This is a genomic window from Candidatus Halocynthiibacter alkanivorans (assembly GCF_003333265.1).
Lineage (GTDB): Bacteria > Pseudomonadota > Alphaproteobacteria > Rhodobacterales > Rhodobacteraceae > Halocyntiibacter_A > Halocyntiibacter_A alkanivorans.
In genome coordinates, this window is sequence record NZ_QOLB01000029.1 from 82664 (window position 1) to 99424 (window position 16761).

Annotated in this window: 16 protein-coding genes; 4 read left to right on the top strand and 12 right to left on the bottom strand. The window is 57.9% G+C overall.

What is annotated here, in order from left to right; translation table 11 throughout:
* Positions 1-176: 176 nt before the first annotated feature.
* Genes DWA01_RS00950 through DWA01_RS00960 form a run of 3 tightly spaced genes read right to left on the bottom strand, consistent with a single transcriptional unit; the run spans position 177 to position 2336 of the window.
* Positions 177-1064, bottom strand: coding sequence for an NAD(P)-dependent oxidoreductase (locus DWA01_RS00950; protein ID WP_114283746.1), 888 nt, complete (start codon positions 1062-1064; stop codon positions 177-179).
* Positions 1061-1561, bottom strand: coding sequence for a gluconokinase (locus tag DWA01_RS00955; RefSeq protein ID WP_200832474.1), 501 nt, complete (start codon positions 1559-1561; stop codon positions 1061-1063). Before DWA01_RS00955 ends, DWA01_RS00950 begins: the two co-directional genes overlap by 4 nt.
* Position 1562: 1 nt before the next feature.
* Positions 1563-2336, bottom strand: coding sequence for an SDR family oxidoreductase (locus DWA01_RS00960; protein ID WP_114283748.1), 774 nt, complete (start codon positions 2334-2336; stop codon positions 1563-1565).
* A gap of 87 nt (positions 2337-2423) precedes the next feature.
* Between DWA01_RS00960 and DWA01_RS00965 the strand changes: the two genes are divergently transcribed.
* Positions 2424-3383 carry a 2-hydroxyacid dehydrogenase gene (locus tag DWA01_RS00965; RefSeq protein ID WP_114283749.1) on the top strand — a complete coding sequence of 320 codons (960 nt, stop codon included), beginning with the start codon at positions 2424-2426 and terminating at the stop codon, positions 3381-3383.
* Positions 3380-4411, top strand: a complete 1032-nt coding sequence (locus DWA01_RS00970) for an L-idonate 5-dehydrogenase (protein ID WP_114283750.1) — start codon at positions 3380-3382, stop codon at positions 4409-4411. Before DWA01_RS00965 ends, DWA01_RS00970 begins: the two co-directional genes overlap by 4 nt.
* 244 nt (positions 4412-4655) lie before the next feature.
* Here DWA01_RS00970 and DWA01_RS00975 read toward each other — a convergent pair whose 3' ends face one another.
* The 8 genes from DWA01_RS00975 to DWA01_RS01015 all read right to left on the bottom strand — a co-directional run bounded on the left by DWA01_RS00975 (position 4656) and on the right by DWA01_RS01015 (position 13796).
* Complete coding sequence (locus tag DWA01_RS00975; protein ID WP_114283751.1) at positions 4656-5657, bottom strand: 4-hydroxythreonine-4-phosphate dehydrogenase PdxA; 1002 nt, start codon at positions 5655-5657, stop codon at positions 4656-4658.
* Positions 5654-6355 (bottom strand): GntR family transcriptional regulator, encoded by a 702-nt coding sequence (locus DWA01_RS00980; protein WP_114283752.1) that lies wholly within the window; start codon positions 6353-6355, stop codon positions 5654-5656. Before DWA01_RS00980 ends, DWA01_RS00975 begins: the two co-directional genes overlap by 4 nt.
* Before the next feature lie 2 nt (positions 6356-6357).
* Positions 6358-7272 carry a dihydrodipicolinate synthase family protein gene (locus DWA01_RS00985; RefSeq protein WP_114283753.1) on the bottom strand — a complete coding sequence of 305 codons (915 nt, stop codon included), beginning with the start codon at positions 7270-7272 and terminating at the stop codon, positions 6358-6360.
* The gene (locus DWA01_RS00990) at positions 7269-8441 is read right to left on the bottom strand and encodes an L-rhamnonate dehydratase (protein ID WP_114283754.1); all 1173 of its coding nucleotides are present in this window, start codon (positions 8439-8441) and stop codon (positions 7269-7271) included. Before DWA01_RS00990 ends, DWA01_RS00985 begins: the two co-directional genes overlap by 4 nt.
* A 1-nt stretch (position 8442) precedes the next feature.
* A complete protein-coding gene (locus DWA01_RS00995) occupies positions 8443-9942 on the bottom strand; it encodes a tripartite tricarboxylate transporter permease (protein WP_114283755.1) in 1500 nt (499 codons plus the stop codon).
* A gap of 5 nt (positions 9943-9947) precedes the next feature.
* Positions 9948-10412 carry a tripartite tricarboxylate transporter TctB family protein gene (locus tag DWA01_RS01000; protein ID WP_114283756.1) on the bottom strand — a complete coding sequence of 155 codons (465 nt, stop codon included), beginning with the start codon at positions 10410-10412 and terminating at the stop codon, positions 9948-9950.
* 81 nt (positions 10413-10493) lie between these two features.
* Entirely contained in the window at positions 10494-11444 is a 951-nt protein-coding gene (locus DWA01_RS01005; RefSeq protein ID WP_114283757.1) for a Bug family tripartite tricarboxylate transporter substrate binding protein, read from the bottom strand.
* 1092 nt (positions 11445-12536) lie between these two features.
* Complete coding sequence (locus DWA01_RS01015) at positions 12537-13796, bottom strand: urate hydroxylase PuuD (protein WP_114283759.1); 1260 nt, start codon at positions 13794-13796, stop codon at positions 12537-12539.
* 103 nt (positions 13797-13899) lie between these two features.
* On the opposite strand from DWA01_RS01015, the gene DWA01_RS01020 reads away from it, so the two are divergent.
* A complete protein-coding gene (locus DWA01_RS01020; protein WP_114283760.1) occupies positions 13900-14805 on the top strand; it encodes a LysR family transcriptional regulator in 906 nt (301 codons plus the stop codon).
* On the opposite strand, the gene uraH is transcribed toward DWA01_RS01020, so the two are convergent.
* Entirely contained in the window at positions 14802-15155 is a 354-nt protein-coding gene (gene uraH, locus DWA01_RS01025; RefSeq protein WP_114283761.1) for a hydroxyisourate hydrolase, read from the bottom strand. The two genes, DWA01_RS01020 and uraH, sit on opposite strands and share 4 nt — an antisense overlap.
* A gap of 144 nt (positions 15156-15299) precedes the next feature.
* Here uraH and puuE point away from each other — a divergent pair, with 144 nt between their 5' ends.
* Positions 15300-16715 (top strand): allantoinase PuuE, encoded by a 1416-nt coding sequence (gene puuE / locus DWA01_RS01030; protein ID WP_114283762.1) that lies wholly within the window; start codon positions 15300-15302, stop codon positions 16713-16715.
* Positions 16716-16761 lie beyond the last annotated feature (46 nt).

The following is a 16761-nucleotide window of genomic DNA, read 5'->3' on the forward strand; positions in this document are numbered from 1 at the left end:
GCGCTAAAATTTGCCCGCCCTGAGCCAGGACTGCAGCGTCGCCTCCAGGCATGAAGAATAAGTATTCGCGCGCGTCACACCAAACGGGCCGGCGCGCGCGGACCTGACCCGGTTTCGGGATCAGGCCCGTTTTATCAGCGCAGGCCTGCGCTATTGGCATCAGCCTGCCACGGAGGTCACGAGAATTGCGACCTGTCCGGCCCCTTGAAATACTCCATCAACGCCGCCTGATCTTCGCCGCCAAGCCCCGCCGCCGTCAGCATGCGGTGCACCTCGGCACAGACTGCCGTCAGCGGCATTGCGGTATTGGTCAGACGTGCCAGATCCTGCGCGCCGTTGAGATCTTTGACCATATTGTCGATACGCCCGGTCTTGCGGTAATCTTTCGCAACAAACCGCGGCATATATTCCTGCAGCAACGCACTGTCCGCACGCCCGCCTTTCAGCGCCTGGGGGATTTTAGCCGCATCCACACCTGCATCCAGCGCCAGCTGTGTCGCCTCAGCAACCGCCAGGAAGCCAAGACCACACAGCACCTGATTGATCAGCTTGGTGGTCTGCCCGGCCCCGCTCGGCCCCATATGGGTGTAGTTTGAGGCCACATCTTTCAGCACATTGTGGGCGTCCTCCACGTCTTTGGCCTCGCCGCCGGCCATCAGGGTCAACTCACCAATCAAGGCTTTTGGCGCGCCGCCCGACAGCGGGCTGTCGACCCAGCGCAGCCCTTGCGCCGCAGCTTTGGCAGCCAGGTCTTTTGTCGATTCCGGATCGATCGAGGACATGTCGATAATGACAGTACCTGGCTTCGCGCCACTGGCCACACCCTCGGCCCCAAACACTGCCAGATCAACAATCCGGGCCGAATTCAGGCTGACAATCACATAATCAGACACCGCCGCAGCGTCCGCAGCCGACGCCGACGCCTTTGCACCCCTGGCCACCAGTTCCGCCACTTTTTCAGCGTCCAGGTCAAACACCGTTAAATTATGCCCGACCTGCGCCAGCCTTGTGCCGATAGCGCCACCCATGGCCCCTGCCCCGATCAGTGCAACATTCTGTGTCATGTCTCAACCTTTCCGATTTTCTCAAGTATCTCCGCCACGACCGCGTCAAAGGACTGATCGATATCAACCGTGACTGATGCCTCATCAGGCTGAAGCGGCTGCAGTGTCGCAATCTGACTGTCCAGCAGGCTGAGCGGCATGAAATGGTCATCCCGCGCTGACATGCGTTTTCTGATCACCTCAGCGGCGCCGTCCAGATGTAAAAACAGCACCGGCTCCCCCGCCGCATCGCGTATCCGGTTGCGGTAGCTGCGTTTCAGCGCCGAACAGCCGATCACGCAGAGCCCGTCAAAGTCGCGCAATGCAGTGCCAACTTTTTCCAGCCAGGGCGCACGATCCGTGTCATTCAACGCCTCGCCGCGCGCCATTTTTTCGATGTTTGATTTTGGGTGCAGATCATCACCGTCAATGAACGTTGCACTGAGCCCTGCGGCAAGTGCCGCCCCGACCGAGGATTTTCCACAGCCCGCAATGCCCATGACCACATAACATCTCATGTTACAGCGACGCCGTTATGCCGCCATCGACATACAGCGTGTGCCCGTTGACAAAACTGGACGCTGGCGCGCTGAGGAAGATACATGCGCCCACCAGTTCGTCTACATTGCCCCAGCGACCGGCGGGGGTGCGTTTTTCCAGCCAGGAGCTGAACGCAGCATCGGCGACAAGCGCGGCGTTCAGCGGTGTGTCGAAATAACCCGGCGCGATCGCATTGCATTGCAGCCCATGTCTGGCCCAGTCCGTCGCCATACCCTTTGTCAGATTGCCCACAGCGCCTTTGGTGGCGGTATAGGGCGCGATGCCCGGACGGGCCAGCAAAGTTTGCACCGATGCGATATTGATGATTTTACCGACGCCACGGCTGATCATGTGGCGGGCGACCGCCTGCCCCACATTAAAAACCGTCGAAATATTTGTCCGCAGCAGTTGATCAAACATCTCCGCCGGAAAGTTTTCCAGCTCGCTCCGATGCTGCATTCCGGCGTTGTTTACCAGGATATCAATAGCACCGGTATTGGCTTCAAAATCGTCGATCGCCTGTTTGACTGCGGCGTGGTCGGTGGCATCAAAGGGCAATTCGCTGACCGTCGCCCCCTGGTCACGCAGCGACCGAGCCGCCTGCGCAAGTTTGCTGGTATCACGCCCGTTCAGTACGACATGCGCCCCAGCCTCAGAAAGCCCCCTGGCCAAAGCATATCCGATTCCCTGAGAAGAGCCCGTCACCAGCGCCAGCCGCCCCGTCAGATCGAACAGTTCATTTCCTTTGGCCATACAAGCTTTCCTTTTTGATCTCGACAATAACAAATTACATCGCTTATGGTATCGATAACAATTCAAGTCAAGAGAGCGAGTACCCCGATGGTCAAAGCAAACATACTTCAGGTCGGTCCTTACCCGGAATGGGATGAAGGTCCATTGAATGAAGCCTTTACGGTACATCGCCTGTTTGACGCCGACAACACGGCTGCGTTTCTGGCCGAGGTCGGTCCAGACATCCGCGGCATCGCAACCCGGGGCGAACTTGGCGCTGATCGCGCACTGATTGAGGCCTGCCCGAACCTGGAGATTATTTCGGTGTATGGCGTCGGGTATGACGCGGTTGATCTGGCGGCCTGTGGCGAAAAAGGCATCCATGTGACCAACACACCGGATGTTTTGACCAAAGACGTCGCTGATCTGGGCGTCGCCATGATGCTGGCGCAGTCGCGCGGCCTTGTCGGTGCAGAATCCTGGGTTCGGGACGGCAGCTGGGCGGCAAAAGGGCTTTACCCGCTCAAGCGCCGCGTACACGGCGCCAAAGTCGGTGTGCTCGGCCTGGGCCGCATCGGTTTTGAGGTTGCCAAACGGCTGACAGGCTTTGACATGGATATCGCCTATTCCGATATCTCCGCCAAAGACTACGCGGCTGACTGGGCATATATTTCTGATCCGGTTGAACTTGCCCGCCATGCGGATTTCCTGTTTGTGACACTCGCTGCGTCGGCCGACACCCGCCATATCGTCGGACATGATGTGCTGGAAGCGCTTGGCCCGGAGGGCATGGTTATCAACATTTCCCGCGCCTCCAATATCGACGAAAACGCACTGCTGGACGCGTTGGAAAATGGTCACCTTGGCGCCGCAGCGCTGGATGTGTTTGAGGGTGAACCGGCGCTGGATCCGCGTTTTCTGCAGCTCAACAACGTGCTGTTACAGCCACATCACGCCTCGGGAACATTTGAGACCCGCAAAGCAATGGGCAAACTGGTGCGGGACAATCTGAGTGCGCATTTCGCAGGCGAAAGCCTGCTGACACCAGTGGCGCAGAGGCAGTCATGAAATCCATCGTCATTCACGCTGCAAAAGACCTGCGGCTCGAAGAAAGCCAGCCCGGGGAGCCCGGTGCCGGAGAAGTCCAGATTGCTCTGGCCACCGGCGGCATCTGCGGCTCAGACCTGCATTATTTCAACAACGGTGGTTTTGGTGCCATTATACTGCGCGAACCGATGGTGCTGGGCCATGAAGTATCCGGCCACATTGTCAAACTGGGCGCAGGTGTAGAAAACCTGAGCGTAGGTCAACTGGTCGCTGTCTCCCCGTCGCGCCCGTGCTACGCCTGCGAATATTGCCAGCAGGGCAAACACAACCAGTGTCTGAACATGCGCTTTTACGGCAGCGCCATGCCGTTTCCCCATATCCAGGGCGCCTTCCGGCAAGTGCTGGTGGCCGACGCCAGCCAATGCGCCCCGGCGGACGGGCTGAGCCCGGCGGAAGCGGCGATGGCGGAACCGCTTGCGGTCTGTCTGCACGCCACAAGACAGGCGGGTGAAATGCTGGGCAAGCGTGTGCTTATTACCGGCTGCGGTCCGATCGGGCTGCTCTCCGTCCTCGCCGCGCGCCGCGCCGGAGCCGCAGAAATCGTCGCCACTGACCTGTCAGATTTCACTCTGGACCTGGCCCGGAAAAATGGCGCTGACCTGGGCATCAACATGGTGAACTCGCCGGAGCAACTGACTGAATATCAGGCCGGAAAAGGCCATTTCGATGTGCTGTATGAATGTTCCGGTGCAGCCCCCGCGCTTGCCGCTGGTATCGCCGCGCTGCGCCCCGGCGGGGTGATTGTTCAGCTTGGCCTCGGCGGCGACATGAGCCTGCCAATGATGGCCATCACTGCCAAGGAGCTGCAACTGCGCGGGTCTTTCCGCTTTCATCGGGAGTTCTTCACCGGGGTGGAGCTGATGCAAAAAGGGCTGATCGATGCGAAACCGCTGATCAGCCACACACTGCCGCTGGAGCAGGCGGAAGACGCCTTCACCCTGGCCTCAGACCGCAGCCAGGCGATGAAAGTGCATATCGACTTTTCCTGATCTATGACCCGGATGCATTGCCCGGACGAAAGGGCGCCCGCAGCACCGGCCGGCTCAGACAGACAACAAAAGGGGCCAGGTGCTGCAACGCCTGGCCCCTTTTGGCATCACAATAGCCCGCCGCTTCAAACCGCACCGGGCCGGTGCAGAGCGAAAATGCGTTTCGCCAGATATCCGATTGCCCGCGATCAGATGATCGCCATGCGGCGTGTATGTCATGTATTATTCAGATCGTTTTTGGGCGCTATGCGTCGCGCCAGTTTTCAACCATATCGCAAGCGAGCTGAAAGGCCGCCAGAGTGGCACCGACATCCGCTTTGCCCAGCCCGGCAATGTCAAAAGCAGTGCCATGCGCCGGGGTTGTGACCGGGAAAGGCATGCCGCCCTGCACCGTTACACCCCGGTCAAAACCGAGCAGTTTCAGCGCGATCTGGCCCTGATCGTGATACATAGTGACGATTCCGTCAATCTCACCCGCCACGGCTTTCAGAAACACTGTATCCGAGGGCCAGGGTCCGTCCACCGCCATCTGACCGCCGGCCAGCCGGCGTACAGCAGGTTCGATCACGTCGATTTCTTCCCGGCCAAAATTGCCCCCGTCCCCGGCATGAGGGTTGAGCGCCGCAACCGAAATACGCGGCCGGGCCAGACCGGAGCGACGCAGAGTTTTGTCGATCAGGGCAACGGCTTCCGTGATGCGCTCCTCTGAGATCGCATCGGCAACATCGCGCAGGGCGATATGGCTGGTGACCCGGCTGGTCCAGAGCCCGTCCAGCGTATTCAGCTCCGAAAGATAATCGACCACACCCAAACGGTCCGCCATATAATGAAGCTCATCACTGTGCTCCATCCCGGCCAGGTGCAAGGCTGCTTTGTTGAACGGGGCAAACACCACCGCGTCAATCACCCCGTCGCGGGCGAGATCCAGCGCCAGGTCCAGCGTCGCCAGAACCGATGCTCCGGACGCCCGGGTGGCTTCTGCCTTCACCACCGCGTCGCGGGTGATCGTACGGGTCTCGTGCCAGGCAAAGCCGCCGGACACGCTCCAGGACCCCTGGCGCGCATCAACCGGGATCAGCTCGTGCTGGACGCCGGCCAGTTGCTGGCCGCGCTCAAAGATATGCGCATCGCCAATCAGCAGGATGTCGGCGGCCTCTGCCACCCCCTCGCTGGCCAGCAAACGGGCGATCAACTCCGGCCCGATACCACTGGGATCCCCGGGAATAATTCCTATTCTGGGTTTCATGTGTCGCTGTCCTCAGCCTGAGCCAGGGCGATGTTTTTTATCGCCGTATTCAGATGGCTGCGCATCGCAATTCCGGCGGCCACACCGTCGCGGGCCTGCAACGCCACTGAGATGTCATCATGTTCCTGCAGCGTCCTTTCACGGCGGGTGGCACGTCGCGAAGAGACAAAGCGCGCCCGCCACAGCCGGGCGTTATACTGACGGTGAGTCTCGATCAGCGGCAGGTTGCGGCTGGCTTCGATAATTGAGGTGTGAAACAGCATGTCGAGGCGGAAAAACTCCAGCGGATCTTTTGTCTTCAACCCGTTGGCCATCCGGGCATTCAGCTTGAGGATTTTCTGTATTTCGGCGTCACTCGCCTCAGCACAGGCCAGCTCGCCGCCCAGCGCTTCTAACGCACCCAGCACTTTGATAAACTGAACAAGTTCCTCAAAAGACGGGTCCGCCACCCTGGGCCGCCGTGTGGAGGAATATTCCACCAGCCCTTCGACCTCCAGCAGGCGCAGTGCTTCGCGCAGAGGCGTACGGCTGATGCCCAGCGCCTCGGCCAGCTCACGCTCTGGAATTGGTGTTCCGGCGGGGAGCTTCTCCAGCAGGATAAATTCACGCAGATTGTCGGCGGCTTCGTCCGCTAGAGTCTGACGCGGATGCACTGCGCCTTCTTTCTTTAGCGCCGTAAACCAGTTGTTTTCACTCATCTCTATTTCCCCCAATTCAGCACAACAGGCTCCAGCGGCGCCAATATTTCCAAAAGACCAGAGCGGGTTTGCGGATGCAATGGCATGATTGGATGGCGGCAATAATCCGAGGCAATGACCCCACCCGCCAGCATTGCAGCCTTGGCGGCGCGGAAACCACACTGCCGGTTTTCATAATTGATCGCGGGCAAGACCTTTGCATAGGCGGCAGCGGCCTGCGCCCTGTCCCCTGCCAGATGGTGGCTTATCACTGGCCTGATCAGGTCCGGGATCATCGCCGACGTCATACCACCGGTGGCGCCTGCGTCCAGATCAGCCATAAGTGTGATGGCCTCTTCACCGTCAAACGGCCCTTCAACCGCCGCGCCGCCTGCTTCAATCAGCGCCCGCAATTTTTCTGCCGCCCCGGCGCATTCGATTTTGAACAGTTTCACCATCTCGATTCTCTGGGCCATCTTCGCCAGCAGCTCAACCGGAAGCTCAACGCCGGACAAAGGCGCATCCTGCACCATGATCGGAATGCCCACTTCGCTGACGGCTGCCATCTGTTCAAAGGTCTGGTTCGCAGTGCCCTTCATTAAAGCACCATGATAGGGCGCCATCATCATCACCATCGCCGCACCCAGGCCCCGGGCAAACCGGGCGCGTTCCACCACAATCGAGGTGGCAAAATGGCTGATGGTCACGATGACCGGCACCCGGCCAGCAACATGTTCGAGGCAAAGCCGGGTCAGCACCGCCCGCTCCTCATCGCTGATCAGGAACTGTTCCGAAAAATTGGCGAGGATACAAATGCCGTCTGAGCCCTGATCTATCATCAGGTCCAGAACCCGGCGCATGCCCTCAAGATCAATCTGCCCGTCCTCATGAAACGGCGTCGGGGCGACCGGCCAGATGCCGCTGTAAACCTGGCTCATTCTGTCACCTCAAACTGATGCCGGTGGCGGTCGGATATTTCAATGCCCAATCCCGGTTTCGTGTCGTCCAGATCCAAAAACCCACCCTCGGCATCGGGGTCGCCGTCGAAAATATAGTAGAAAAGCTCGTTGCCGATTTCCACGTCATGCACCGGAAAATACTCCGACATCGGACAGTTCACATTGGCCATTGTCAGGTGGTAATTGTGCATCTGACCGGCATGCGGAATAACCGGTACCTGATGCGCTTCTGCCAGCGCATTGATCTTTTGCGCCGCAGTGATGCCGCCAACACGGTTGGTGTCATACTGAATGACGCTGACCGCTTTCGCCTCCAGCAGTTGGCGGAACCCCATCAGGCTGAATTCATGTTCGCCACCCGAGATCGGAATTGGCCCTTTGTTCAGCTCCGCGCAACCATGGATATCATCGGCAATAACCGGTTCTTCCAGCCAGCGCGGCTCATATTTCTCCAGTTTAGGCAGCATCCGCCGGGTGTAATCCAGGTTCCAGCCCATATAACATTCCAGCATAAGATCCTTGTCATAACCTATCACTTCCCGCAGTGCTTCAACCCGTTTGAGGTTTTCGCGCATGCCCGCCATGCCGTCCTGGGGGCCGAAGCCAAAACGCGTCTTAAACCCGGAATAGCCATGTTGCATCGCCGCTTCGGCTTCGGCCTGCATATCCGGGATATCACCCGCGTAGAGTTTGGAATAATAGACCGGGATTTTCTCTTTGGTACGCCCGCCCAGCAATTTGAACACCGGTTTGCCCACCAGCTTCCCCATCAGATCCCAGATCGCGATATCGACCGCCGAGATCGCCACCATACCGATACCTTTGCGTCCCCAGGCATGGGTGCGCCGGTACATTTTTTCCCACAGATAGGCATAGTCAAACGGGTCTTCACCGATCACCAGCGGGGCGTAATACTGATCAATCGCCCCTTTCACCAGATCCGGTGCCAGGGCCGCATTGCCGATGCCAATGGTGCCGTCCTCTGTCTCAATCTCGCAGGTCAGCCACTGATGGAAGCGAAAGCTGTCCATCGCATCACCGCGCTCATAAAGAACATCGCTGGCGTTGGTACAGAAATTTGCCTGCGGCGGAACCGTGGGGCCTTTCCAGTTCCAGACCCGGGTGCGCACTGATTTAATTTTTACCATGTTATTCTCCAGTCGAGTCGATAGGTGCGCGTTGTTTGAAAAACCGGCCCCAGATCATCGGGCCAAAAAGTGCCAGCGCCGTCAGCACAAAGAAAAACAGCGTCAGCGGACGGGTGACCATCAGCCACCATTGCTCGTCCAGCATCACCATGCTTTGGCCCAGCCGCGTTTCCAGCATGCCGCCAAGGATCAGGCCAATGGCCATGGGCACAACCGAAAACCCGTGGCGCCGCATCATGAAACCGATGATGCCAAAAGCCAGCGCAATCCAGACATCCATCATCGACTGATCAAGCGCATAGGCACCGACAATCGAAAACGTGAAAACGGTGGGCCAGAGGATCTGGGTCGGGATGAATGTCACGCGGGCAAACAGTTTGGCTCCGTAAAGGCCGACAAAAAAGAATAGTACATTCACCAGCATCATCGACCAGAAGATTGCGTACACAAAATCAGCCTGTTCGGTGAACAAGCTGGGACCCGGGCGCAGCCCGTGCACCATCATGCCCGCCAGGATCACCGCAGCTGTCGGGCTGCCCGGAATGCCCAGCGCAAGCGTTGGCACCATGGCGCCACCGGTGGCCGCGTTGTTTGCGGCTTCGGAACCTGCAATACCTTCAATCGCGCCGTTGCCAAACTCTTCCGGGGTTTTGGACCAGCGTTTGGCCTCGTTATAACCGATCATTGAAGCGACCGTTGCACCCTCAGCGGGCAGAATTCCAATGAAAGTTCCAATGCCCGAGGAGCGCAGAATGGTGCGCCAGACTTTGACATAATCCGCACGCCCTGGCAGCTTGATCGACTTCATCGACACCTGTTTCCGCACGGTATCAAGACCGCCCGCCTGCACCAGAAGCTCTGAAATTCCGAAAACACCGATCATGACCGGTACAAATCCGATGCCCTCAGACAGTTCATTGTAGCCAAAGGTAAAACGTTCGACTGAGGTCAACAAGTCAACGCCAACCGTGGCCAGAAGCACGCCAAAAGCGCCTGACAGAATGTTTTTGACCGGTGATCCGTCCCCTATTGATGCCAGCATCGAAAGGCCAAAAACCGTCAGCGCAAAATATTCAGGTGGTGCAAAATTGTAAGCGGCCCGCGCCAGCATCGGCGCCGCCAGCATCAGCGCGATCACGGAAATAATGCCACCGATTGTTGAGGACACCGCCGCCATGCCAAGCGCGCGTCCTGCCTCACCGCGCTGTGCCAGCGGGTAGCCGTCAAGACAGGTGGTGGCGCTGGCCGAGGTGCCGGGTGTGTTGATCAGAATAGCGGTGATCGCGCCGGCGAAGGTCGCCGAGCAATAGATCGTTGTCAGCACAACAATCGCCGGGATCGGATCCATGGTGATCGTAAACGGCAGCAACAGGGCAGCCCCCGTGGTGGCGTTCAGCCCCGGCAACGCGCCAATAAGCACGCCGCCAAGCGTTGCGATAACGATCAGTGCCAATATATAGGGATCGGCAAGCGCCAGAAGTCCCGAAAGTGCAGCGTCCATTTTACTTATCCATACCAAAGATTTGTCAGAAGTCCGCGCGGGAAACGAATGTCAAATACCGTATCAAAAAAGAAGAAGATCAGCATTGGGACCACCAGACCGACAAACAGGATCGCTCCGGGTCTCCGATCGCCCCAACTGAGGCACAGCGCCGCCGAAAAGACCCCCAGCCCCAAAAAAAGATCAACCTCAGCGAGAAGCGCAAATGCGATCAGCAAGCCGGCGGAGCTCAGTGCTTTCGGGTGCAGTTTTTCTACAGTGACTCGCTTTTCTTTCACCAGCACATAGAGCGCCAGGGCAATAATCAGCAACAGCACCAACTGGGGGAAATCCGAGGGTTGCATGCCGCGTTTCAGGATCGGCGGCACACGTTCAAACTGTGTGCTCTGCCAGAACGCCAAGAGGCTGATGCCGATAATAGTGACCGGCGCAACCCACCTGGCTGGGCCTCTCCCCGACGATTTCGTCATGTGATGAACCTTTCAAAGCATGGAGTACCAGGGCCGGAATGCTGCTGCGCCAGAGAGAGCCGCAACAGCACTCCAAATAAGTTACTCGATGAAACCGAGCTCTTTCAGAGCGGATTCCATATCAACGACCATTGAAGAAATCTGGTCTCCCCAGACCTCAGATCCGGCCACGGAAGTTGCATCCAGCCCCGCAGAGGTCAGGAACGCCTGGTAGACCGGGTGCTGCATCGCCTTCATCAAAGACTCTTCGATTTTTTGCGCGACATCATCCGGCGTGTCTTTGGCAACAACAAAGCCGCGCACGGTCGAGAAGCTGACATCAATGCCCATTTCCTTAGCAGTGCTGACATCCGGCAGCCCCGCCATACGCTCGTCGGCCAGGACCACGACCGGGCAGATATCGCCGTTTTCAATCTGGGCCCCGGCTTCGGCCAGGTTCAGAACCGCCGCATCGACAGCACCGGCAATCAGCTGCGTCGCCAGCTCAGCTCCGCCTTCAAAGGGCACGATCTTTGGCGTTTTCATGCCGCCCTTTTTGGTAAACATAAAGGCTGATACATCGTCAATATTGCCCAGATGGGTGGTGCCATAGAGAATAGGCTCATCCTTTTGTGCCGCAACGAACTGCTCGGGGGTGTCATATGCACCACATCTCACCATAAGAATCTGAGGGTCATCCGTTCCCCGCGCAATGGGGCGGATGTCGTCCAAAGTCATCTCTGTTTTGCCTTTGGCAAGAGTGGCGGCGTGACCGATGGTAAAGGTCAGGATCGAATACCCATCCGCTGGCTGTTCCAGATAATAATCCATCGCAACTGCGCCACCACCACCGCGTTTGTTCACCACAACCATATCTTCGCCCAGTTCACGACGCGCCCGCAGCATCATCATCCGGGTGGTAACATCTGTACCACCACCGGCACCTGCATGGGTCACCACCTCGATGGGTTTGGACGGGTATTCCTGTGCCGCCGCCGAAAAGCCGGCAAAGCTCAACACTGCAGCAGACGCCGCGGAAAGCAATTTGTTCATATTCATTCCTCCGTTGGTGGGGCACAGCCATTTGCCTCCGGTATATTATTTACTGGCAAGATCTCACTATCAGGTATTTGGGATTCGGTATACCAAAATTTGAAAAGGAAATCCCCCCGTATACCACGCCGATAAACACTGCCTTTATGGGCGAGCTATTGACCCGGTTGTTGCTTGAGAATTCCAAAGTCTGCGGCGCGCGGCGTTTTGGCGGCACGCTTTGAGACCGTCAGCCCCTCTCCCGGCAATCATCATTTTTGAGATCACGGAAGATGTGCTGTCCAGGACGACGAAGGGCGGGCGCGGAAAAATCCGAACCGGCGCGGCACCTCTTACTTGCTCGGGCATTGCAGCCACCGCGCGGAAAACCAACGCAATCCAGCGCCGGCCTTATCCGCGCAGCTGCGCCATCCACCCCAGCGTTTCGCCGGTCTCAGCGACCGGCTTGTATTCCGCACCCGGCGGAGCAGTGTAGCTCAGCGCCCCGATCCGCTCACACATATGTGCGCAGCATATTTCGCCGTGATCCGGTGCGCCGTGATCGGGTACGGAGGCAAACCGGATATGCCCGATCAACGGCAGAAGATCCCTCGCCTCTGCGGTAGCTCCAGCGTTCAGACCAGCCCAGGGATGCGCACTAATTATTCTTTCGTCCGCTGCCCAATCAAACATCGGTCGCAAATATCGGATTACGGCACCGGCTCCAATTTCACTGGACTGACCTGCTACATAGTCGTGCAAATCAAGCCTGTGATGCACTGTAATGCCCGCCACCAAAACAGGCCTGTCCTGCGCAATGCCCAGGTGTCCCAAACTGAGTGAACGCCGCGCCAGCTCCGCATACTAGATTTTTTGAAGTTTTATAGCTGGCGAACAGATCCTCAAAAATTTTGCATCAACGCCAATTAACGGAGAGAGAGAGCAACCTCTTTCGCTGCCTCAGCTTTTTCCTGGCCTCTTTGACGCTCAGTCCTGAGGCCTTGCCAGGTCTGCAATCAGCAAAATGCTGCACCGGTTCACATTGTCGGGTCACGACGACTACCCTGCCGATGCACGCAACACCGCGAAGTAAAAGCAGCCCCTGCCGCCGGCTCAGTTAATCGCAACAAAAAACGACATGTCCGCCTGAGCTTTGCGAAACCATTTCACGATCTTTCTGCGTTCATCTTCTTCCATCCAAGTGACATTTGCCGGTGGCATGGCGTTGGTTGCGCCCGCTTGCAGGAATATCTCACTCGCGGCAGCAACGATATCGCCCCGGGTCTCCAGCAACATGTTTTTGGGTGCACGGTTTATCCCGTCCCAGGAGGGCTCCCGCGCATGGCACATGGAGCAGCGGCCCAGGACAATGTCCTGGACCTCCTCAAAGCCGTCCGCACTGGCAAAGATCTGTTCCTTTGCCGTCAGATCCCGCGCTTCTTCTTCGTCATAATCGCTTTGCATCAACGGCGCGGTGGACAACCACATGATGCCAAGGAACAAGAGCACCGACACCAGCCAAGTCCAGGTCGGATTGCCTTTGCGCGCGTGCCTTGTATTGAAATAATGGCGGATTGTGACCCCCAGCAAAAACACCAGACCTGCGATGATCCAGTTATATTCGGAGGCAAAAGCCAGCGGATAGTGGTTGGACAGCATGAGGAACAATACCGGCAGCGTCAGGTAATTGTTGTGGGTGGAGCGCAGCTTGGCAATCTTGCCATATTTCGGATCCGGTTTGCGGCCTTCTTTCAGGTCCTGCACCACGATACGCTGGTTCGGCATGATCACCAGAAACACATTGGCGGTCATAATCGTGGCGGTGAAGGCCCCCAGATGCAGCAAGGATGCACGGCCGGTAAACACCTGATTGTAGCCCCAGGCCATCACCATCAACAGAATGAAAAGCAGCACCATCAGCAGGGTCGGGCGTTCGGCCAGACCGGATTTGCACAGGAAGTCATAGACCAGCCAGCCTATCGTCAATGATCCGAATGAAATCAGAATGGCCTGCCAGACCGCCAGATCCGCCTTGCTGCTGTCGATCAGATACAGCTCTGCTCCGGCCCAGTAGACGATCATCAGCAATGCCGCACCGGACAGCCACGTCACATAGCTTTCCCATTTAAACCAGATCAGATCTTCCGGCATCCGTGCGGGCGAGACCAGGTATTTCTGGATGTGGTAAAACCCACCCCCATGCACCTGCCACTCTTCGCCATGCACACCCTCAGGCATATCCGGGGCCCGCCGCAGCCCGAGATCGAGCGCGATAAAATAGAACGATGAGCCGATCCATGCGATTGCGGTGATGACATGTAACCAGCGGACCGCAAAGGCCAGCCAGTCCCACATGATAACAATTTCAGACATCGTCAGTTCTCCAGAATAAGTTACCTGTCACTCTAGCGGCATACACCACTTTCCTGTATTAACAAAAAGACCCAAACAGTTTCAAAAAAATCCGAATAAACCTATGGCCTACCTGGACAATATTCAAACCTTTGTACGCGTTTACGAATTGGGCAGCATGTCAGCGGCAGCCCGCGACCAACGCATATCCGCCGCCGTGGCCTCTGCCCGCATATCCCAGCTTGAAGAGCATCTGAGTGTCAGACTGTTCCAACGCACGACCCGCACCTTAAGTCCAACCGAACAGGGCAAACTGTTTTACCCCGGTGCCTGTAAAATTCTTGAGACGATTGAAGAGGCCGAAGCGGAAATCAACAATGTCACCCTGACACCGCGCGGCCATCTTCATGTGGCAGCACCATTGGGAGTCGGGCGCCGGCTGATTGCACCGCTGATCCCCGAATTTAAGGCGCAGTTTCCGCTGATCGATATCCGCATGCGCCTGTCTGACCGTACACTGGACCTGGCCGCGGAAGGGCTTGATCTGGCATTTTTCCTGGGAATTCCAAAGGATTCGACGTTGCGCATGCGCAAGATCGCGGAATGTTCGCGTCTGCTCTGTGCCTCGCCGCAATATTTGAAGAACCACGGCACGCCGGAAACAGCCGCCAGCCTCAACGGCGGCGTCCATAATTGCCTCAACCTGCGTTTTCCCGGTGCTCCGGAATTCCGCTGGCCGCTGCAGACCATTGATGGTCTGAAACGGGTGGCGGTCACCGGATCGCTTGAATCTGACGACGGCGACGTCTTAACCGGCTGGGCGCTGGACGGGCATGGCATTATTCTGAAACCGATGTTCGAAGTTGCCGATCACCTGAAGTCCGGCGCGCTGGTCCCGGTGCTGGAACAGGAACCACCGATGCCTATTCAGATGGCCTGTCTTTACTCTCACCGGCGCTTGCAAGATCCGAAAACACGTCTGTTCATCGAATTTATGGTGGAACGGATCCGCAAGTCGCTGGAGCCTTAGCTGCCCCGGTAGGTGGAATAAGAGTAAGCCGACAACAGCAGCGGCACGTGATAATGCGCGGCTTCTGACATGCCAAACCGCAGTGGAATTACATCCAGAAACCGGGGGCCGTCCACCGCAGCGCCGCTGTCATCCAGATAGTCGCCGGCATGAAATACCAGCTCATAGATGCCGGTTTCAAATTCCGCCTCCGGCAGGATCTGCCCGTCGGTGCGCCCGTCTTTATTGGTGTGCAACGTACGCAACAATGCGCGGGTCCCACCCGTCAGACGGTAAAGTTCGATTTTCAGACCCGCAGCCGGGCAGCCGCGTGCAGTATCAAGCACATGTGTCGTTAAATATCCGGCCATATTCTGTTCCTTTTTGGGTCGCCACATCCTGCCCGAACTGCGGCTTTGACGTCACTAGATTATTTTAGAAACACCTTTCGGAAAACAAAGTAAATCGCGACCATTGTTCTAAACTACAATCAAGTGAACTGCAGGAGAGACCCCGTGAACAGATACCCCCGTGACATGCGCGGCTATGGCGCTGAGGCACCGGACGCCCGCTGGCCCGCTGGCGCCAAAATCGCTGTGCAATTTGTCATCAACTACGAGGAGGGTGGCGAGAATTGTGTGTTGCATCACGACGCGGCATCCGAGGCTTTTCTGTCGGAAATCGTTGGTGCTGCGCCCTGGCCCGGGCAGCGGCACTGGAACATGGAATCGATCTATGAATACGGCGCGCGCGCCGGGTTCTGGCGGCTGCACCGGCTGTTCACAGGGCTGGATATCCCGGCCACGGTTTACGGCGTCGCCAGCGCGCTTGCGCGCAGCCCGGAGCAGCTTGGCGCGATGCAGGCCGCCGGTTGGGAGATTGCCAGCCACGGGCTGAAATGGATCGAATATAAAGACGCCAGCCGCCGTTCTGAGCGTGATGATATGGTCGAGGCGATCCGGCTGCACACAGAAGTCACCGGCGAACGCCCGCGTGGCTGGTACACTGGGCGTTGCTCGGAAAACACCGTCGATCTGGTGGCAGAAGACGGTGGTTTCGACTACGTCTCAGACAGCTATTGTGACGACTTGCCCTATTGGATTGAGGCCGGGGAACGCGAGCAGCTGGTCATCCCATATACGCTCGATTGCAACGACATGCGTTTTGCCACGCCGCAGGGATTTAACTCCGGCGACCAGTTTTACACCTATCTGAAAGACACGTTTGACGCGCTTTACGCCGAAGGCGAAGCGGGCGCTGCCAAAATGATGTCCGTGGGGCTGCACTGCCGGCTGATCGGGCGGCCTGGCCGGGTGATGGCGCTCAAACGCTTCATGGAATACGCCCAGTCCCACGCGGATGTCTGGTTCGCGCGCCGCATCGATATCGCGCAGCACTGGCAGGAAAACCATCCGCATCAACGCTTTGAACGCCCCTCGGAGATGCGCCGCGAACGTTTTGTGGAACTGTATGGCAGCATCTTTGAACATTCGCCCTGGATTGCGGAACGCGCTTTTGAACTGGAGCTGGGCCCGGCGCATGACTCTGCCTGCGGCTTGCACCATGCGCTGACCCGCATGTTCCGCTCCGCCAGTGATGCGGAACGGCTCGGCGTGCTGAAAGCGCACCCGGATCTGGCCGGCAAACTGGCGCAGGCCGATCGGCTGACCGAGGAATCCACCTCGGAACAAGCCGGCGCCGGACTGGACGCGCTGACGGATGCGGAACGCGCCCAGTTTACCCGTCTGAACAATGATTACACCGCGCGCCACGGCTTTCCCTTCATCATCGCGGTGCGCGACAATTCCAAAGCCTCAATTGAAGAGGCCTTTGCCCGCCGCATCGACAACAGCCGCGACGAGGAGATGCGCGAAGCCTGCAAACAGGTGGAACGCATCGCGCAGCTGCGGCTGCAGGACCTGCTGCCATGAGCGCCGGGAAAGCCGGGCGGACCGGGGATGCTGCCGGCGGTGACGG

Excerpts from the sequence above, each read along its gene's own strand:
- DWA01_RS01000 (WP_114283756.1), bottom strand. The coding sequence starts at position 10,412 with ATGACGAAATCGTCGGGGAGAGGCCCAGCCAGGTGGGTTGCGCCGGTC.
- DWA01_RS00960 (WP_114283748.1), bottom strand. The coding sequence starts at position 2,336 with ATGGCCAAAGGAAATGAACTGTTCGATCTGACGGGGCGGCTGGCGCTG.
- DWA01_RS00965 (WP_114283749.1), top strand. The coding sequence starts at position 2,424 with ATGGTCAAAGCAAACATACTTCAGGTCGGTCCTTACCCGGAATGGGAT.
- DWA01_RS01005 (WP_114283757.1), bottom strand. The coding sequence starts at position 11,444 with ATGAACAAATTGCTTTCCGCGGCGTCTGCTGCAGTGTTGAGCTTTGCC.
- DWA01_RS00970 (WP_114283750.1), top strand. The coding sequence starts at position 3,380 with ATGAAATCCATCGTCATTCACGCTGCAAAAGACCTGCGGCTCGAAGAA.
- DWA01_RS00955 (WP_200832474.1), bottom strand. The coding sequence starts at position 1,561 with ATGAGATGTTATGTGGTCATGGGCATTGCGGGCTGTGGAAAATCCTCG.
- uraH (WP_114283761.1), bottom strand. The coding sequence starts at position 15,155 with ATGGCCGGATATTTAACGACACATGTGCTTGATACTGCACGCGGCTGC.
- DWA01_RS01015 (WP_114283759.1), bottom strand. The coding sequence starts at position 13,796 with ATGTCTGAAATTGTTATCATGTGGGACTGGCTGGCCTTTGCGGTCCGC.
- DWA01_RS00980 (WP_114283752.1), bottom strand. The coding sequence starts at position 6,355 with ATGAGTGAAAACAACTGGTTTACGGCGCTAAAGAAAGAAGGCGCAGTG.
- DWA01_RS00990 (WP_114283754.1), bottom strand. The coding sequence starts at position 8,441 with ATGGTAAAAATTAAATCAGTGCGCACCCGGGTCTGGAACTGGAAAGGC.
- DWA01_RS00995 (WP_114283755.1), bottom strand. The coding sequence starts at position 9,942 with ATGGACGCTGCACTTTCGGGACTTCTGGCGCTTGCCGATCCCTATATA.
- DWA01_RS00985 (WP_114283753.1), bottom strand. The coding sequence starts at position 7,272 with ATGAGCCAGGTTTACAGCGGCATCTGGCCGGTCGCCCCGACGCCGTTT.
- DWA01_RS01020 (WP_114283760.1), top strand. The coding sequence starts at position 13,900 with ATGGCCTACCTGGACAATATTCAAACCTTTGTACGCGTTTACGAATTG.
- DWA01_RS00975 (WP_114283751.1), bottom strand. The coding sequence starts at position 5,657 with ATGAAACCCAGAATAGGAATTATTCCCGGGGATCCCAGTGGTATCGGG.
- DWA01_RS00950 (WP_114283746.1), bottom strand. The coding sequence starts at position 1,064 with ATGACACAGAATGTTGCACTGATCGGGGCAGGGGCCATGGGTGGCGCT.